Genomic DNA, 17,511 nt, shown 5'->3' on the forward strand with positions numbered 1-17,511 from the left:
TAGCTAAAATTTTACGTCTAAAATGTTCTGAATAACTCATTGCACCATTGTATTGGTTTTATAATGATTTGACTATATTTCAGCATTAAAGATCTATTGAATATCAAACAAGTATTATCTAATCAGATGCCTGAAACAGCCGGAACTTCTCGTTTTCAGTTTTGCTATGAAGGACAGCAATGGCGATGGTCTGAAGAGATTAACTTTAGAATTCTGGCACCCCGGCAGCAGCAGTTAAACACATCAAACTTCAATAAAAATGACCGCTCTTGTGTGGTGTATCTGCAAGTCAAAAATGCCGGACCGTATCAAAACTTTTTATTGATGGGAGATGCGGGCTGGGAGACTGAATATCAGCTGCTTCAAGACTATCCCGAACTTCAGGTCGATGTGCTGGTACTCGGCCATCATGGCAGTCAGCACAGTTCAGCCTATCAATTTTTACAGGTTTTGCAGCCTAAACTGGCGATTGCATCGGCTGGGAAATTTAATCGCTATGGTCACCCAAGCCAACTGACTCAGCAACGGTTAAAAGCTCTTAATATTCCTTTATTGACCACGGCAGAACAGGGCAGCATGCACTTTCAGCAACAAAACTCAAAGCTGGTGCTTTCTACCGAACGACATGGATGGCAATGGCTATATCGTCAGCCTTTAACTGAATGATTCTATTACAGATGAAGCTTCATGAGCATCAGTATCTTGTGTTCTTAAGGCATTTACTTTGCTCAAGGCTTGTTCATGTTCAAGTTTATAAAGATTGCCTAAATCTTGATGTGCGTTAAAGCGTTTATAACTCCAGTGATAATGTTCAGGATGGCGACGAATTAAATTTTCAATACTATTAATAATAACTTGGGTACCCTGATTGGCATTACCACTATAAATTTTTTCATCAACCGTTTCGATAAAGATATCAAATCCATCATCAGTATTACGTAGAGCATATAAAAACAGGGCACGCGCTTTGGTCTTTTGGATCAGCTTAGCACTCAAATTACTCGTAGCCAAGGGTACACCGAAATAGGGAATATATTCACCGCCAATATTCGGAGTATGATCAGGCAGGATCACAGTGGTACCCCCCTGTTTTAAGGCTTTAAAAATCTGACGGACGCCTGATTCATCGGTTGGTACCAAATGTGCTTTTTCCCGGCTACGGGCGGCACGTACAAATTGATCCGCAGCCTGATTTTTCACAGGTTTGTACATGATGGTCATCGAAGTAAACTGGGCAACATAGGCATTCATAATTTCCCAGGTGCCAAAATGCGGCACAATTAATACCAAGCCTTTATTTTGTGCCAGTGCATCATGAAGTAAATCTTCACCAATCACGCGATGAATGCGTTTGATATTTTTTTGATTGCTTGAGCCCCAAATGGTAAAGAACTCGAAATATGACATTAATTCATTACGCACTGCAGCACGGTTAATCTGTTCACGTTCCTGATCGGGCAGGTCGGAGAGACTGATTTCAAGGTTCAGGCGAATAACTTCCGAAGTTTTAGTGACTTTAAAACTGTTCACAATAAAGGCCAGCATACGGGCCATCCATCGAGAAACCGGAAGCGGTTGGCGGCTAATATATTTGAGTAAACCGTAAGCTGAATTCCGTGAGCCCTGTTTCGTCATTGATTTAGTCTAAGTACAAAAAAAGAGAACAAAATTTATTATAGGCGAAAACGTTTTGTTTAGACAGAATTACCCGATTCAGTGTATATAATGGGTTCAATATAAATCAATTTATTGGATTATTTATGTCCGATTGGCCACCAAAACCTGAAAATCAAATACAAAATACGCAACAGCCAATTCAGCCGACTGGTCCTGAGTGGAAACTACTGGAAAAAGCAGTTTTAGCTTCGGTTGAAGAACAGCGTCGTGCACGTCGTTGGGGGATTTTCTTTAAATTTCTGACGTTTGCGTATCTACTTGTCGTTATTCTGGCATTAGGTAAAAGCTGTAGTTCTGTTTCTTCAGATGCCAGTGCTGGTGCAGGTTCTCATATCGCAGTCGTGGACATTGTGGGTACGATTGCAGCCGACAAACAGAGTGTGAACAGTAGCAATACCATTAAATCACTGAAAAAAGCCTTTGAAAATAAACAAAGTAAAGCGGTGGTGCTGAATATCAACTCACCTGGCGGCTCACCGGTACAGTCCGATGAAATCTGGCAGGAAATTCAGTATCTTAAAAAACAGCATCCCGGTAAAAAGCTTTATGCTGTGATCGGTGATACCGGTGCATCAGGTGCCTATTATATTGCCTCGGCTGCAGATGAAATTATTGTCAATCCTTCCAGTTTGGTGGGTTCTATCGGTGTCATCATGCCAAATTATGGTGTGAGCAATTTAATGAAAAAACTTGGTGTTGAAGACCGCACCATGACTTCAGGCGACAATAAAGCCTTGCTGTCGATGACCCAGCCGATTGATCCTGCGCAAAAAGCACATGTACAGGGTGTTCTGGATGATGTACATCGTCACTTTATTAATGCCGTGAAAGAGGGCCGTGGCAATAAGTTGAAATCAAACGACCCTGCGATTTTCTCTGGCTTGTTCTGGACGGGCGATCAGGCAGTAAAACTTGGCATTGCTGACCGGATCGGAAGTTTAAATACCTTGAAGCGTGAACTTAAAACGGATAAAGCCTTGAATTACACGATTGAATATAGTCCATTCGACTCAGTACTGGGCCGTATGGGAGCATCGATTGGTAATGGAATTGCTACTTCGGTTGCACAGAAACTTCAGTCAGAAAACAGTACGACACTGCAATGAAACCATTGATTCATTTCGCGCACGCCAATGGCGTGCCATCAAAAGTCTATCAAAAACTATTTGATGGACTGCAAGAGAATTACGATATTATCTATGTGCCGTTATTAGGGCCTGATAAGCGTTATCCAATTGATAATCATTGGAAAAGCCTGACCCAGCAAGTGATCGATAGTATTGTACGCCAGTCTCAAGGCCGACCCGTGATCGGTTTGGGACATTCGTTGGGTTCCGTATTAACGTTTCAGGCTGCTTTACAGCGTCCGGAACTGTTTTCACAAATGATCATGCTGGACCCGCCGATGATTATGGGCAAAGAAGCCTTTGCCTTGCATATTGCAAAGACTTTTCGCTTAAAAGCATTGGATAAAATGTCTCCGGCCGGTCTGTCCAAACGCCGCCGTGATCATTGGGACTCACGTGAGCAGGCAGCGGAATTGTTGCGCCCTAAAGGCTTTTATCAGGATTTTGATGCGGATTGCTTCCAGGCTTATATTGATTATGCCTTGCGGGAAGATCCCATCCGGGGTGGCGTAGAGCTTACTATCCCTAAAAGGGATGAGGTCGCAGTCTTTAGAACCAATCCGTCACTCTGGTGGTTGCCTCAGGCCAAACCAAAAGTCCCGGTGCATCTGGTCGTTGCCGAGAAAGGTCCATTTCTGGCTCGCAAGTTCCCACAGCAAGTGCAAAAGAAATTTGGTATTCCTTTTACTGTGGTCGATGGGGGGCATATGTTCCCATTAGAACAACCCAATCAAGTAGCGGACTTGGTCAAACAGCTAATTCAGCAACAGTCTGCCTGAGTCATTGGGGTATTTTGGAAATAAAAAAACGCATCCGAGGATGCGTTTTTTTATATCTAATTTTTTTTTAGAACTTGCAGAATTGAACAGGCGCTTGCATTTTCTCATTCCGATACAGTACACCATCGTCAGTATGTTGGATCGTACCGCTACAAATCCATTCTACAACTTGTGGATAGATTACATGCTCGAGATTATGCACACGCATTGCCAAACTTTCTACCGTATCATGGTGAGAAACCTTGAGAACACCTTGAGCAAGCGCTTGGCCTGCATCAAGCTCAGCCGTGACATAATGCACTGTACAACCGTGCAGAACATCACCGGTATTGAGTACACGCTGATGCGTATGCATGCCTTTATAATGAGGCAATAGGGAAGGATGAATATTCAACATTTTCCCTTCCCAGGCTTTCACAAACTTTTCACTTAAAATTCGCATAAAGCCGGCAAGTACCACCAGATCTACATCCCAGTCCAAAAGCTGTTGATGCATCACATCATCAAAAGCCTCACGATTTGGATATTGCTTGTGTTCAATAATTGCAGTCTGAATGCCTGCATGCTGTGCACGTGTTAAAGCAAAGGCTTCAGGTTTGTTGGAAATCACGCCCACAATTTGCCCCGAAAGATTGGCATCAATCAAGGCTTGCAGATTTGATCCGCTACCTGAAACAAGTACAGCAATTTTAATCATGCGAAATTACGCGAAGATCACACGAATTTTTTCGTCTGCACCTGCAACCGATTCAGCATTGTCTTGAATCTGACCCATTGCCCATGCTTTTTCGCCAAGCTTGTTGAGTAATTCAACAGTTTTGTCTGCATCAGCTGCATCAACAACCAGTACCATACCAACGCCACAGTTGAAAGTACGATACATTTCAAACTGTTCTACGCCGCCTTCACGTTGTAGAAGCTTGAATAGCTCAGGCCATTCCCAAGAAGATTCATTTACCAGCGCTTGAGCACCGTTTGGAAGTACGCGCGGTAAGTTACCTGGTAAACCACCACCGGTGATGTGTGCCATCGCATGTACATCAACGTGTTTTAACAGTTCAAGAATTGGTTTTACATAAATGCGTGTCGGTTCCATTGCAACATCTGCAAGTGGGCGACCATCCACGATTTGATTTAGATCAACGTTTTTTACGTCCAAGATTTTACGAAGCAGTGAGTAGCCATTTGAGTGTGCACCTGAAGAGGCCACACCAATTAAAACGTCACCCGCTTTGACTTTAGAGCCATCAATAATTTTGCTTTGCTCAACAACACCGACACAGAAACCTGCAAGATCGTAATCTTCGCCTTCATACATGCCTGGCATTTCAGCAGTTTCACCGCCGACCAATGCACAGCCCGCAAGCTCACAACCAGCGCCAATACCAGTAACTACATTGGCAGCAACCTCAACATTTAAATGACCAGTTGCGTAGTAGTCGAGGAAGAACAGTGGTTCAGCACCACAAACAAGAAGGTCATTCACACACATTGCAACCAGGTCTTGACCAATCGTGTCATGACGGTTCAAATTCAGTGCCAGACGTAATTTTGTACCAACACCATCTGTGCCAGATACGAGAACAGGTTCTTCATAACCTTTAGGAATTTTACAAAGTGCACCAAAGCCACCTAGACCGCCCATGACTTCAGGACGTGAGGTACGCTTGGCGACAGATTTGATACGATCGACTAACGCGTCGCCCGCCTCAATGTCGACACCTGCATCTTTGTAGCTTAAACCAGTGTTTGGGGTAGAAGTTGAGTTGCTCATAATGAAGTCTCCGCATTCGCGGGTGCGATTATAACCTGAATATGTAAAACTCTTATGGTATTTGTGGCCTAAAATGCTATCTTTATTAAAATATTTTAATTTTTATAATGATTAATAGAGAAAAGGCGAAACTTTATGGTAGATCGCACATTGCGTCGCGTGTTTATCCTGGCTGGGATAGCTTTATTGCTATGGATTTTATATTTACTAAAACCCGTTGTAATTCCATTTGTTGCAGCATTTTTAATGGCGTATCTGTTCAGTCCTCTGGTAGATAAACTGCATGATATGGGTTTGCCGCGCTGGCTCTCTATTAGTATTGTTTTTATCGGGATCGGGGTTATCCTGACCCTGGCGACCTGGTATCTGATTCCGCTAATCTGGCAGCAGCTGGTGTATGCACGTGACAATATATCCGCGATAATTGGATGGATTAATTCAACCTTTTTGCCTTGGTTGTCTCATACTTTTAATGTCGTCGAAATGGAAATTGATACCAATCAGATTTCTGATGTAGTCATGGATTATGTACAAACCAATTATAGTGCAGACAGTATCCAGACATTCTTGCTACGTCTTGCGCAATCTGGCATCAACTTTCTTCAGATTGGCGGTACAATTGTCTTAATTCCGATCATTGCCTTCTATTTCCTGCTGGATTGGGATCGTATGCTGGAAAGCTTGCGTCGCCTGATTCCACGTCCTTATGAAGAAAGCACCTTAAGAATTGTAGGTGAATGCCACAGTGTGCTGGGCGCCTTTGTCAAAGGACAGTTTCTGGTGATGATTCTGCTGGGAATTGTTTATGCAGTGGGCTTACAACTGATTGGTCTTGAAGTCGGTTTGATTATCGGTATGGTGGCAGGCCTGGCCAGTATTATTCCTTATCTGGGCTTTGCTGTCGGTATTATTGCGGCTGTGATTGCAACTTTCCTGCAGTTTGGGATTGACTGGTGGCAACTGGTTCTGGTGGGTGTGGTCTTTATGGTCGGTCAGGCTGTAGAAGGTTATGTACTGCAGCCATTCCTGCTTGGCGATAAAATTGGCTTATCACCAGTAGCGGTTGTATTTGCGGTACTGGCGGGTGCTCAACTGGCGGGTTTCATGGGGATGCTGATTGCATTGCCGGTTGCAGCCGTCATTGTGGTTCTATTGCGACATGCACGTGAATATTACGAACACACACACTTTTATGGAAATCAGGCTGTCATTATGAATGATCCGGCAACGGGTTCGATCAGTGTAGAAACAGAAGACTTAGATGTTGATATTGAAATGAAAAGGCCAAGAGTAAAACCCCTGCAAGAGGAAGAGAAATCCAGTAAGATTCATGATCCTCATCGTAAAGACTGATAAGGTCCAAGAATTCCTATGCGTCAATTACAGTTAGATATAGAACCTCAGCTTGATGCCCGAATCAGTGATTTTTCAGGGCCGGGCTGGGGACATGTGATTGATGCTGTCCGTCAATTACATGCAGGGCTGATCAGCCGTTTTTATGTCTATGGAGGAGCCGGTACAGGTAAGAGTCATTTGTTGTCTGCCATTTGTGACTCTTATTTGGAAGTAGGTAAATCTGCGATTCAGGTATCCTTGCTTGAACTTCTAGATGCACCGACCGAGGCGATTACTTCGCTGGATCGTTTTGATCTGGTCGCACTTGATGATATTGAGGCAATTAGTGGGGTACCACATTGGCAACGCGCCGTCTTTCACCTGATTAATTATAATAATGAAGGGGGTGGCCAGTTGGTATTTTCCTCACGCTTTGCCCCTATCGAACTGAAGCTTGAATTACCTGACTTGCAATCCCGCCTCACTCAGGCGGTTAGTACCCGGGTTCCGAGCGGCAGTCTGTATGCTGATCGTTATGCCTTGATTTCATCAGTTTTAGATCGTCGTGGTATTCATCTAGATCCTCAAATTTTTGATTATTTACTGAATCATGGACCACATCAAACTTCGGTACTTTTACAGAGATTAGAGCAGATTATTCAATTGCTTAAAGGGGAAAAACTGAAGGTCAGCAATGCCAATTTGCGACAGATTTATGCCTTGATTGACGAATATCGGTAAACTATAAAAAATCTTGAGTAATTACTCAGTCTATGCCACAGTAAGGCAAAATAATTCGTTGTTGCAAGGATTCTGCAACTTTAGAAGAAAAAGAAAGAGATAAAAATTAAGGAGAAGGTTATGCTCAAGAAGAGCATAGGCATAGCTTTGCTATGTATAGCGGGGCAGGCATATAGTGCAGATATTATTGTAACTACTACAGAAGATATTGAAAAAGATGACAAGGAATGTTCACTTCGAGAAGCGATTGAATATGTTAATCGTGGCTTAGCCAAAGCCGGTTTTATGGGGTGCGGCGGGGAAAACTCATCCAGTACTATTATTTTAAAAGAAAAAAATACCTATGTGCTAAACAAGCATATTGCGATTAAAAAATCTCTTACAATCCGTGCGCTCGCAGAAGTTGATGGGGAATTCAGTACGGAAGAAAAAGCATTAGGCTTACATAATGCTCATATTCAAATGAAAGGGACTGATAACCTATTTAGGGTCAACAGTACAGACACACTGATTCAGTTAAACTTGAAAGAACTGGATCTTGAAGGTTGTGGGAAGGCCAGTTGTACTGAACAAGGCGGCTTGATTTATAATAAAGGACAGTTGATTTTAGAATATAGTCGTCTTTTTAATGCTGCTGCCAACTTGGGTGGCGCAATTTATAATGCTGGAAAGTTTGGCCAGAACCTAACCAGCCGTGTAGAAATTAAAAACAGCCTGATCGAAAATAATAAAGCGCAACGAGGCGCGATCCTGTATAGCGAACTACCGGCATTCCTTATTTCTCAAAGTGTACTTAAAAATAACCAGACACTAGATAATTCAGCGACCAATATTTTTAGTGCTGGACAATTTGCTAACACCAGTAAAGAGCAAAGTATTAGTGGAGAAGTATTAAGTAGCACCATACTCAAAAATAAAGGGATACTCATCAATGTCATGGATGGAATGGGGCTAAATAATCTCACCATGGTTGACAATGAAGATACTGCTTTGCGTATCTATGCCCCGAATGGTAGAGCCTATGTCGCTAACAGCATTATTTTAAGAAATGGCACACAGGATTGCCAAATAATAAATGGTGATAAGGCCTTGTTGCAAAACAATCTTCTAAGCTCATCCTGTGGTTTGGGGGATGCCGTGGCACCGAATCAGTTCTGGAATGATAGGCAACTTTTTGCGGAGTCTTCGGATAAAAGTGAAGGTATGTGTCAAACCCTGAATGAAAATAGTACAGCTATCCTTTGTCCATATAGCGTGCCTAAAGGACAGTTTCTCGGATATATGCGTCCCCGAATTTTATTGAACTATATTCTTGTGAACGAATCACCGATCGTAAATAGAGGCACAGTACTGAATCTGGCAAATCCTACCGTTGCATGTGAGGCTGCTGATCAACGCGGGATCAACCGTTTGATGGATAATTTATTTTGTGATCGTGGAGCTATTGAAATCACGATTCCAACCTCGGGCAGTCTGGTTGGACAAGACCTGTTAAAGGGAGAAATTGCCAAGTTTTCAATTGAACCTTATCTGGGAGATAGTGATTTAATTCCAAAACAGTACTGTAATGCGATTGTGGGGCAGAATCCTGATGATCAATCTTGGCAAGATGGCTGTTTGAAAATCATACCAACCACAACAGTGGCTAAGGGTAAAACAGTCATCGATATTCATGGCAATGTTGTTTATACCCCGGATTCTACCTGGCATGGGGCAGATATTTTTGAAATGCAAGTGGTGACCTCATCGACACGGTTTAATAAAAGTAAACCTTATTTGACCATTACTACTCAAGTTGTTCAGGCGCCAAAAAATGAAATGGAAGACAAAGCAGTCAAAACGTCAGGCGGCTCATGGGGGGTGGTGGACTGTTGATATTACTCGGCTTAATGGGTTTACGCCGTAAACTAAAAGATTAAGGAAAAATCATGAAAAATTATAAAAAAGGACTGCTTGCGGCCATGATTTTATCTGCCATGAGTTTGATGGCAGCCGAAGATAAAACAATATATGTCACTACTTTTGTCGATGAAGACGGCGAGAATAATGAAGCCTGTTCTTTACGAGAAGCAATTAAAACTGCAAAACTGGATAAATCTTATGGTGGCTGTAACGTAGGACGTACGCTTCGACTGGACGGTTCGGCCCCAGATGTAATTCAGCTTGAAGCAGGTGAGTACAAACTGGATCGAGAGCTTATCGTAGAGTCTGCCCTCAAAATTTATGGAAAAACACCATTTAGCTATACCCGTCGTAGTCCGATTACGAATTTATACCCAACTCGAGAAGCTTTAAAAACTACAATTTCAGGCCAGAAAAAAACCCGATTATTTAATAGTATGGCCAGTCAGTCTAGCTTGGAGATTCATCATCTGATTTTAAAAGATGGCTATGCAGCAATAAATGGATTGGATAAAGGCAATGGTGGTACTTTCTATGTAGCGGGACCTCTAAGCATTAATACCAGTGAAATAGTGAATTCCCGAGCAGCCGCAGAAGGGGGAGCTATTTATAGTGTGGCAATGAATACAGAAAAAAATATTACCATTCAGGATTCTTTGATTCACCAAAATCAGGCGAATTCATATGGTAGTGTTCTGGCGATGGACTGTCAGGCAAATTTAGGTGCGACTCAAACCAATGTGAAAATCAATTCTAGTAGTATTACTCGAAACGGTTCAAGTCTTACGAACAGTATTCTTGATTTTTGTGGCTATGCGACAGTAGAAATGGTGAACTCAACTATTGCGAAAAATACTGCGAGTGCCACTGGACATATTGTGCGTATGACGAATCAGGTTAATCGTCCGCTCAGTGCCTTTTCCAGTTTAACAGCCGCGAGTAATACCATTGTCGAAAATACAGCCAAATCTACGCTATTTTATGACAATGTAGGCTCTAAAGTTTTTGGGTTTAATGTCCTGGCATTCAATCAGGGCTTATCTTGCGAATATGGCTTGAATCAGGGGAATCCAACCAAAGAACAACAAGTCAAATTTTACACAACACAAAATGCAATTCAAAGCACTGGCCCTTCGCGTTGTGTACTACCTCCCTTAGAAGAAAATGCCACTTCAAATAATCTGGATGTCTCGAGTAGTACGTTCAGCAGTTTATTAACCGATTATCTTGAGCCTGCGATTGATAATCGCTATTTGGGGCTGTATTACCCGCGGGATAATAAGACGGCAACAGATTTGGTAGATATTGGTGAAAGTGGCTGTATCGAACAAGACCAGCGTGGTGTTGATCGTGTGATTGGTTCCACATTAACATTTGATCCAGATGCAAAAAATACCTGTGAGATCGGCTCAGTTGAAATCCGACGTTTAACGGCCGCAGATATTACCGATTTGAAAAATACAAATTTGGTGGGACTTAATGATTTTTATCAAACAAATATAGATGATATTAAGAAAATTATTGCAGATAAAAATACACCGACAGATGAGTTGCCCGGATTAAAGGAAGAATTAAAAGAGTACGAAGACCTGCTTAAATATACCAAGCAATATCAGAAATACCGTGCAATTTATATCAATCCATTTGTTTTGGCTATGCCGCAGGAAACCTTATCTGGCAATATCATTCAAACTAAAATATTTAACTCAAAAAATTATGATATTAGTGTGAGAGCTCTGGGTGTAGGTAAATTAACTGGTACTGGTAATTCGGCCAGTGTAGAGGGAAACCCAAATGATCCAAATCTTAAGTGTGAATGGAAACCAGATTTGAACCGGATCATGATGTATCGTACTGATGCTAAGGACACCAGCTCGGTGGATATGGAGTTCTGTAATTATACTCTTAAAGACCGAGCAACGGGTGCGAGCAGTACAGGTCTTTTAAGAGCAGCTTTTACCAATATTGCACCTATTGTAAAGAATGATGAATACCAGATTAGCCCAGAGAATAATCTTACGGTGACTGTAAATCCGCTTGAAAATGATAGTGATGACGGGGACGGACCATTACCATCAGGAAAGTCGGCTTTTTATCATGATAAAGATGGTAAAGAGATTCCGATTCGTATTCTCAAGCTTCCTGCAGGAGTTTCACTTAAAGCTGAGCGACAAGGAGCTTGTCCGGATCCCTATCAGAACCAGACTTGTTATGGTGGAAAGCTGACATTTAGCGTGAGGAATAACTTAAGCCAGGCAAATTACAGCATGGAGTATGCAATTTTTGACGCAGATGCAAAAATCTCAGAAACAGCCACGATCTTGTTACGTAATACAGTTAAAAATACCAATACTTCCTCCAGTGGTGGGGGAGCAAGCGGTATTTGGGCGCTACTGGGATTATTGGGACTGGCAGCTTATCGTCGTTTAAGAAAATAAAATACGATTGAAGTTATAAAAAAGCCTCTATTCTATATGGAGGCTTTTTTTATCTATATCGCTTAATGTGAGGGAGGTTGTTGAGTCACTTGCTGATATTTGAGAATGTATTCTTCCCGAATGGCGAGACGCTCTTCCGGTGTCGCTTTTTGCATACGTGTACCCAGTTCCTTACGCTCTTGGCTGCTCATCATTTGCCAAGTTTCACGCATTTTTTGTTTTTCTGCATCAGGAAGTTGGGTAAACCAGTCCATACGCTGCTGTAAGCTGACACGTTGTTGTTCTGGGATTTCTTTTAGGGATTGATAACGTTTAATGAGTGCCAGTTGTTCGGCATCAGAAAGATTATCCCAAGTATCGGTAACTTGGGAATTAGCATCTTTGGAAAATAGCCAAAAACGTTCAAATCCTGCAAAGCTAGTTTGTAGAAAGCCGAGTGCACAAAAAACAATTGCCAACTTTTTAGCTGCCATGTGGAACTTTGTCCTCACCTAAAACCATTAACATTTCTAAATCTTCAAGCATTTGCGGAGACAGTTTTGGTACTGAAACCATTTGAGTTTGCGGCTCGTTGTGGTCCGAAAGATTCGGTAACACTACCACGCCTGCAATCGCAGCTGCCAACGCAAATCCGGACATTTTTAGAAAGGCAAAGCGTGAATGTTTTGCATCCTGAATTTCTTCAAGAACATGATGCATGACCACAGGTTTATCTTTATGTTGCTGTGCCAGCCCGTCAAGTTTGGAAGTTACTTGTTTTAAGAAATCATCTTGATTCATTCTGATGACCCTCCCAGATATGGATTTAAATGTGCTAAAGAGGCACGTAAGCCTTGAATGGCACGGTGATAATGGGTTTTTACACTGCCTTCGGTGCAGTTCATAATTTGTGCGGTGGTATGGGTGTCGAATCCTTCCCAGGCTCTTAGCATAAATGCCTGTTGCTGACGCACTGGCAATTTTGCAATCGCTTCCTGGATTTCTTCAGCAGTCACTGCCTGATCGAGAAATTCCAGAGGTGTAGGTGTTGATTCATCGACAACATCATCAAATTCAATTTCGTCATCATCGAGGCTGACTTTTTTGAAAAATGAAAACATTTGACCACGTCGTGCTTCTTTGCGACGCCAGTCCTGTAACTTGTTGTTCAGGATCGTATAAAAAAGCGGATACCATTCTTCAGTCGTCTTTTCTGCATAGGATTTATGCAAGGAAATGAAGGCTTCCTGAACCAGATCCATGGCAATACCATGCTGACCTTGGGTTGCACTTTCCATCATCACCAAAGCCCGTCCCGTCACATCCTGCATGAAATTCTTCAGACGTGCTTCGGCCGTACTCTTTAGAATACTTACATCCTGTGACTGCAACTGTTTTGGTGCTAAATCCATAGAGATGGAAAATCCTGTCATTGGACACCCACCATTATTCCCAAGTTCATGATCACATAACGTTGGGAGTAACGGTTTGGTTGACAATTAAGTTTATTATTTTTGTAGTTTAATCTATTTTATACACGGGCAGGGTCGTATTAAAACACTGTAACCTAAATCCCTAATTAGATACGTTGACGAACCATTTCAAAGAAGCAGATCGAACCTGCAACAGCGACATTAAGCGATTCCTGGCCCCCTGGTTGCGGAATCGTCACAGCTTCAGCATGCTGCATGGCATAATCCGATACACCTTGACCTTCATTACCCAGGATCCACACACAAGGTTTACGTAAGTCTTTTGAATACAGGCTTTCAGCGCGATGTGAGCTGGTTACATAAACCGGGATCTGAAATTGCTCAAGAATTTGTTCGAGGGCAATATTTTCAAAAGTTTGCAGTGTGAAGTGCGCACCCATGCCGGCACGTAAGACTCTTGGAGACCAGAGAGACGCAGAGCCTTTGGTACAAACAATCTGTTCAATACCGGCTGCTGCTGCAGAACGAAGCAGAGTTCCAACATTTCCTGGATCCTGTACATTTTCCAGAATCAAGGTATCTGCCTTGAAATCAAGAGCGTAGTTTGCTGTGGGTAGAGTCACCACAGCCAAACAGGCCAATGATGTTCCTAAAGTACTTAAATCTTTGTACAAGGATTCGCCCAGAACAAAGACTGTACCTGTATATTTTGCAAGAATTTTCTCGAAATCAGGGTGGGAAAGTGCTTGTTCAGTGGTGAAAATCGAATCAATTTTACGGTTTTCATGCAGCCAGGCGAGAGACAGATGTGTACCTTCCAGGACAGTCTGGCCCTGTTTTTTACGATAGGTATTCTGTTCAATCAAACCACGTAAGTGTTTAATCTTCGGGTTGTCTTTAGAGTCAAGAAAAAAAGTTGCCATGGGAGATATAATCCACGGCAGCCGATTCAATATCAGCCGCCGCTATAAAAAATTAGTTGTGGTAGCTGGTCACAAGATCAACTTCGTTTTTAGAACCAATGATCACAGGAACACGCTGATGTAAATCAGTCGGTTCGATCTCAAGAATACGCACGCGACCTGTAGTTGATGCACCGCCAGCCTGTTCCATCAGCATACTCATTGGGTTAGCTTCATACATTAAACGCAGACGGCCTGCTTTAGCCGGATCTTTAAGATCATATGGATACATGAAGATACCGCTACGGCAAAGAATACGGTGAATATCGCCCACCATACAGGCAACCCAGCGCATATTGAAGTCTTTTTCACGAGGACCGGTTTTACCAGCTAACAATTCATCAATATAACGCTGTACTGGTGCTTCCCAATGACGTTGATTCGACGCATTGATCGCATATTCTTTGGTATCTGCAGCAACCTGAATACCTTCAGAAGTCAGCAGGAATTCTTTGGTTTCAGGATCAAAGGTAAAGAACACTACGCCTGCACCTACTGTTAATGCCAGCATGGTAGATGGACCATAAAGCACATAACCGGCAGCCACTTGGTTTACACCAGCCTGCATGAAATCTTCTGCCTGAGTCACAGCATTTTTCGCAGGAAGAATCGAGAAAATAGTGCCGACACACATATTGATGTCGATATTGCTAGAGCCGTCTAGTGGATCGAACAATACCAGAAACTGGCCATTTTCTTGTGCCGGGGTGAATTCATCCAGTTCTTCTGAGGCTAGACCGCCCACATCTGGATGTTGCTGCAGGGCATCAATCAGATAATCATTAGAAATGACATCCAGTTTCTTTTGCTCTTCGCCTTGAACGTTTTCATGCTGTGCACTTCCCAATACACCAGCCAAAGCACCTTTTTGCAATAACTGATCGATATCTTTGCAAGTATTTGCAATCGTTTCAATAACTTGTGAAAGTTCTGGGGTGAGGTTTCCGCTTTGTTGTTGTAGAAACTGGGATAAAGTGCGGTATGACATAGGGGGGAAACTCCAAGACTTAAAATCGGGAAAAAATGATCAAAACGATATGCGGCTATATTTTAGATGAGAACGTCTGAAAAGGACAATTAAACTGGGTTATTTGTTGTGATTTTGCCCTTGCAACTCCTGTGGAAAGTGCTATGTTGAATGCAATGGAACAGTAAAAATAGGAGCACAGAGATGACAACATTGAAGTTTGATGCGACTCCAACCCCAAGTGAAGCAATTAATCTCGATGAAATTTCTGAAGACAAGATGAAAGAAGCGTGGAAGGATTACGAATCTAAACCTGAATACAAGAAATTCAATAAACACGACATGATTGAGTCGATGCAAGCTCATGAGGAAGGTGAGGAGAAGGAATAGATTATTCCTTGCACTTTCAAAATTTGCTCATAAAAAAGCACTCAAATGAGTGCTTTTTTATGAGCAAATTATTGTTGAAGCAATTATTTATTTCAACAATGGTGGAACTGCTTCATAATTGATTTCTACACGGCGATTTTCTTTCCACGCGTTTTCATCGTGGCCCGGGTTAATCGGCATTTCTTTACCATAGCTGACAGCTTCCAGCTGACCTGCATTGACCCCTGAAGTGGTCAGGAAACTTTCAACTGCTTTAGCACGACGTTCGCCAAGTGCCATGTTGTATTCGCGTGTACCACGTTCATCCGTATGACCAGTTAAGGCTACCCGTGAATTGGCATTGGCCATCAGGAACTGGGCATGTGCCTGCAAAGTACGAATATCATCATTGCTCAATTCGCTACTGTCATAGTCAAAATGAACCACACGTTTTGCCAGATAGGCCTTATTTTCTGCAGTAACACCTTTGGCTGATGCGCCCGCCAGGTTTTGTGCATTTAATGCTGCATCTTCGCTCAGACCCTGAGTGTTAACCGTAGTCGTACCGGTCGTATCCAGATTACCCGTCTGAACTTCAGCAGCAGGTTTACGGCTGGCGCAACCTGTCATGACCACAGCGGCTGCAAGCAAAGGCAATGCAAATAATTTTACTTTGTTCATTCTTCATCTCCATGAAGTTGATTATGGGTTAAAGCGGTTTTAAGTATTCAACTATTATTTTGGTGCCCAAGCGGGTTCACGAACTTCACCAGTTTCGCTTGGCAGATTCATACGGAAACGACCATCTAACGACATAATGGATAATAATCCACGATTACCTTCGCGTGTGGCATAGACCACCATCTGACCATTTGGCGAGAAGCTTGGTGATTCATCCAGGCTGGTCGGAGTCAGGATGTTGGTCACACCTGAGCTAATATCCTGTACGGCCACTTTATAATTACTGCCACTTGGGCGATGAACCAGTGCAAGTTTCTTGCCATCTGCGCTTAGAGTCGCACGGGCATTGAAGGCACCGCGGAACGTCAAACGTTTGGTACTTTCACCATTAAAATCATAACGGTAGATCTGTGGAGAACCACCACGATCTGACGTAAAAATAAAGGATTTGCCATCTGGTGAATAACGCGCTTCGGTATCAATGGCACTGTCATTGGTCATGCGTTTTAACTGGCGTGTCTCCAGATTCATCTGGTAGATCTCCGGGTTGCCGTGCATGGAAGCAGTAAACAGCATGCTCTTGCCATCTGGCGAGAAACTCGGTGCGCCGTTTAAGCCACGGAAACTGGCCAGCTTTTCACGTTGACCGGTCGCCAGATCCTGTACATAAATGGCTGGACGTTTGGTTTCAAAAGATACATAGGCAATCTTTTTCGCATCCGGTGTCCAGGCTGGTGATAAAATCGGATCACGGGAAGTCAAAATTGTTTTTGGCTGTTCACCATCCGTATCGGCAATCTGTAGGGTATAACGTTGCTCAGGGGTTGCCGGGTTACGCAGCACATAAGCAATCCGACCGCTAAAATCTCCAGGAATACCGGTTAATGCCTGATAAATGGCATCACTGATCATATGCGCTGCCTGACGGGTGCGCGAAGCCGGCACAGTCAACAGTTCATTGAGCAGATACTGTCTTTTTTCCACATCATACAGTTGATACTGAATACTAAAAGAGCCATCGGGATTGGTCTTGGAAGAACCGGTCACTACATAGGGAACACCTGCGCTTGCCCATGCTTCTGCATTCGGAGTATTCATTGCGGCAGTAGCAGGCAGATTTTTTGAAGCGCTGGTAAATCTGCCAGAACGATTCAGGTCATTTTCTACAATAGGGTAAATACTCTGGTCCTGGCTAAAAGGCACAATGGCAATTTTCGGCGCAGCTTCCGGCGCTTTGGTAATTTCCAGATGTAGCTGAGCCTGTGACTGGGTAGTAATGATTATGCCCAAGCTGGTTAGGACTGCAAGGCAGAGCAGGTGTTTGCGAGTTTTTTCCATCATTCGTTA

Annotated in this window: 16 protein-coding genes and 2 pseudogenes; 8 read left to right on the top strand and 10 right to left on the bottom strand. The window is 42.9% G+C overall.

Annotated features, from left to right (window positions below; all coding sequences use genetic code 11):
* Positions 1-75: 75 nt before the first annotated feature.
* Positions 76-666 (top strand): annotated as a pseudogene (locus VXP95_RS06065) (ComEC/Rec2 family competence protein); the annotation flags it as partial.
* Here the strand turns inward: VXP95_RS06065 and VXP95_RS06070 are convergent.
* A complete protein-coding gene (locus tag VXP95_RS06070) occupies positions 655-1,635 on the bottom strand; it encodes a lysophospholipid acyltransferase family protein (RefSeq protein ID WP_416680807.1) in 981 nt (326 codons plus the stop codon). The pseudogene VXP95_RS06065 and the gene VXP95_RS06070 sit on opposite strands and share 12 nt — an antisense overlap.
* A gap of 125 nt (positions 1,636-1,760) precedes the next feature.
* On the opposite strand from VXP95_RS06070, the gene sppA reads away from it, so the two are divergent.
* Positions 1,761-2,783: a signal peptide peptidase SppA gene (gene sppA / locus VXP95_RS06075; protein ID WP_416680808.1), complete on the top strand. Its 1,023-nt coding sequence runs from the start codon at positions 1,761-1,763 to the stop codon at positions 2,781-2,783.
* Positions 2,780-3,583, top strand: coding sequence for an alpha/beta fold hydrolase (locus tag VXP95_RS06080; RefSeq protein ID WP_416680809.1), 804 nt, complete (start codon positions 2,780-2,782; stop codon positions 3,581-3,583). The genes sppA and VXP95_RS06080 overlap by 4 nt, the downstream gene beginning before the upstream one ends.
* A 67-nt stretch (positions 3,584-3,650) precedes the next feature.
* Here the strand turns inward: VXP95_RS06080 and purN are convergent, their stop codons facing one another.
* Both purN and purM read right to left on the bottom strand, forming a co-directional pair.
* A complete protein-coding gene (gene purN / locus VXP95_RS06085; protein ID WP_416711676.1) occupies positions 3,651-4,280 on the bottom strand; it encodes a phosphoribosylglycinamide formyltransferase in 630 nt (209 codons plus the stop codon).
* 6 nt (positions 4,281-4,286) lie between these two features.
* Positions 4,287-5,357, bottom strand: a complete 1,071-nt coding sequence (gene purM, locus VXP95_RS06090) for a phosphoribosylformylglycinamidine cyclo-ligase (RefSeq protein ID WP_064096264.1) — start codon at positions 5,355-5,357, stop codon at positions 4,287-4,289.
* A 135-nt stretch (positions 5,358-5,492) separates the two neighbouring features.
* On the opposite strand from purM, the gene cxpE reads away from it, so the two are divergent.
* The 4 genes and pseudogenes from cxpE (at position 5,493) to VXP95_RS06110 (ending at position 11,773) form a co-directional block, all read left to right on the top strand.
* Positions 5,493-6,710 (top strand): chloramphenicol efflux transporter CxpE, encoded by a 1,218-nt coding sequence (gene cxpE, locus VXP95_RS06095; RefSeq protein WP_416711677.1) that lies wholly within the window; start codon positions 5,493-5,495, stop codon positions 6,708-6,710.
* Between the two features lie 18 nt (positions 6,711-6,728).
* Positions 6,729-7,433 carry a DnaA regulatory inactivator Hda gene (hda, locus tag VXP95_RS06100; protein ID WP_064096262.1) on the top strand — a complete coding sequence of 235 codons (705 nt, stop codon included), beginning with the start codon at positions 6,729-6,731 and terminating at the stop codon, positions 7,431-7,433.
* A gap of 120 nt (positions 7,434-7,553) precedes the next feature.
* Positions 7,554-9,352, top strand: a pseudogene (gene rbtA / locus VXP95_RS06105) (rhombotarget A).
* Positions 9,353-9,361: 9 nt separating this feature from the next.
* Complete coding sequence (locus VXP95_RS06110; protein ID WP_416711678.1) at positions 9,362-11,773, top strand: CSLREA domain-containing protein; 2,412 nt, start codon at positions 9,362-9,364, stop codon at positions 11,771-11,773.
* 62 nt (positions 11,774-11,835) lie between these two features.
* Here the strand turns inward: VXP95_RS06110 and VXP95_RS06115 are convergent, their stop codons facing one another.
* From VXP95_RS06115 to VXP95_RS06135, 5 genes are all read right to left on the bottom strand, one after another.
* A complete protein-coding gene (locus VXP95_RS06115) occupies positions 11,836-12,246 on the bottom strand; it encodes a DUF3106 domain-containing protein (protein WP_064096259.1) in 411 nt (136 codons plus the stop codon).
* Positions 12,236-12,553 (bottom strand): hypothetical protein, encoded by a 318-nt coding sequence (locus tag VXP95_RS06120; RefSeq protein ID WP_064096258.1) that lies wholly within the window; start codon positions 12,551-12,553, stop codon positions 12,236-12,238. The genes VXP95_RS06115 and VXP95_RS06120 overlap by 11 nt, the downstream gene beginning before the upstream one ends.
* Positions 12,550-13,164, bottom strand: coding sequence for an RNA polymerase sigma factor (locus VXP95_RS06125; RefSeq protein ID WP_064096257.1), 615 nt, complete (start codon positions 13,162-13,164; stop codon positions 12,550-12,552). The genes VXP95_RS06120 and VXP95_RS06125 overlap by 4 nt, the downstream gene beginning before the upstream one ends.
* Positions 13,165-13,331: 167 nt before the next feature.
* Positions 13,332-14,108, bottom strand: a complete 777-nt coding sequence (locus VXP95_RS06130; protein WP_064102805.1) for a TrmH family RNA methyltransferase — start codon at positions 14,106-14,108, stop codon at positions 13,332-13,334.
* A gap of 52 nt (positions 14,109-14,160) precedes the next feature.
* Positions 14,161-15,135, bottom strand: a complete 975-nt coding sequence (locus tag VXP95_RS06135; RefSeq protein ID WP_416680816.1) for a class 1 fructose-bisphosphatase — start codon at positions 15,133-15,135, stop codon at positions 14,161-14,163.
* Between the two features lie 183 nt (positions 15,136-15,318).
* Between VXP95_RS06135 and VXP95_RS06140 the strand changes: the two genes are divergently transcribed.
* Positions 15,319-15,504 (top strand): NF038105 family protein, encoded by a 186-nt coding sequence (locus VXP95_RS06140; protein ID WP_416680817.1) that lies wholly within the window; start codon positions 15,319-15,321, stop codon positions 15,502-15,504.
* 87 nt (positions 15,505-15,591) lie between these two features.
* Here the strand turns inward: VXP95_RS06140 and pal are convergent, their stop codons facing one another.
* Together pal and tolB are read right to left on the bottom strand one after the other, a co-directional pair.
* Entirely contained in the window at positions 15,592-16,164 is a 573-nt protein-coding gene (gene pal / locus VXP95_RS06145; protein ID WP_064096253.1) for a peptidoglycan-associated lipoprotein Pal, read from the bottom strand.
* A gap of 54 nt (positions 16,165-16,218) precedes the next feature.
* Entirely contained in the window at positions 16,219-17,502 is a 1,284-nt protein-coding gene (gene tolB / locus VXP95_RS06150) for a Tol-Pal system beta propeller repeat protein TolB (protein ID WP_416680860.1), read from the bottom strand.
* Between the last annotated feature and the right edge of the window lie 9 nt (positions 17,503-17,511).

This window comes from Acinetobacter sp. 226 (genome assembly GCF_048147925.1).
GTDB lineage: Bacteria > Pseudomonadota > Gammaproteobacteria > Pseudomonadales > Moraxellaceae > Acinetobacter > Acinetobacter pecorum.

Bases quoted from the DNA above. Each gene is read 5' to 3' on its own strand.
- VXP95_RS06070 (WP_416680807.1), bottom strand. From the start codon at position 1,635: ATGACGAAACAGGGCTCACGGAATTCAGCTTACGGTTTACTCAAATAT.
- sppA (WP_416680808.1), top strand. From the start codon at position 1,761: ATGTCCGATTGGCCACCAAAACCTGAAAATCAAATACAAAATACGCAA.
- VXP95_RS06080 (WP_416680809.1), top strand. From the start codon at position 2,780: ATGAAACCATTGATTCATTTCGCGCACGCCAATGGCGTGCCATCAAAA.
- purN (WP_416711676.1), bottom strand. From the start codon at position 4,280: ATGATTAAAATTGCTGTACTTGTTTCAGGTAGCGGATCAAATCTGCAA.
- purM (WP_064096264.1), bottom strand. From the start codon at position 5,357: ATGAGCAACTCAACTTCTACCCCAAACACTGGTTTAAGCTACAAAGAT.
- cxpE (WP_416711677.1), top strand. From the start codon at position 5,493: ATGGTAGATCGCACATTGCGTCGCGTGTTTATCCTGGCTGGGATAGCT.
- hda (WP_064096262.1), top strand. From the start codon at position 6,729: ATGCGTCAATTACAGTTAGATATAGAACCTCAGCTTGATGCCCGAATC.
- VXP95_RS06110 (WP_416711678.1), top strand. From the start codon at position 9,362: ATGAAAAATTATAAAAAAGGACTGCTTGCGGCCATGATTTTATCTGCC.
- VXP95_RS06115 (WP_064096259.1), bottom strand. From the start codon at position 12,246: ATGGCAGCTAAAAAGTTGGCAATTGTTTTTTGTGCACTCGGCTTTCTA.
- VXP95_RS06120 (WP_064096258.1), bottom strand. From the start codon at position 12,553: ATGAATCAAGATGATTTCTTAAAACAAGTAACTTCCAAACTTGACGGG.
- VXP95_RS06125 (WP_064096257.1), bottom strand. From the start codon at position 13,164: ATGGATTTAGCACCAAAACAGTTGCAGTCACAGGATGTAAGTATTCTA.
- VXP95_RS06130 (WP_064102805.1), bottom strand. From the start codon at position 14,108: ATGGCAACTTTTTTTCTTGACTCTAAAGACAACCCGAAGATTAAACAC.
- VXP95_RS06135 (WP_416680816.1), bottom strand. From the start codon at position 15,135: ATGTCATACCGCACTTTATCCCAGTTTCTACAACAACAAAGCGGAAAC.
- VXP95_RS06140 (WP_416680817.1), top strand. From the start codon at position 15,319: ATGACAACATTGAAGTTTGATGCGACTCCAACCCCAAGTGAAGCAATT.
- pal (WP_064096253.1), bottom strand. From the start codon at position 16,164: ATGAACAAAGTAAAATTATTTGCATTGCCTTTGCTTGCAGCCGCTGTG.
- tolB (WP_416680860.1), bottom strand. From the start codon at position 17,502: ATGGAAAAAACTCGCAAACACCTGCTCTGCCTTGCAGTCCTAACCAGC.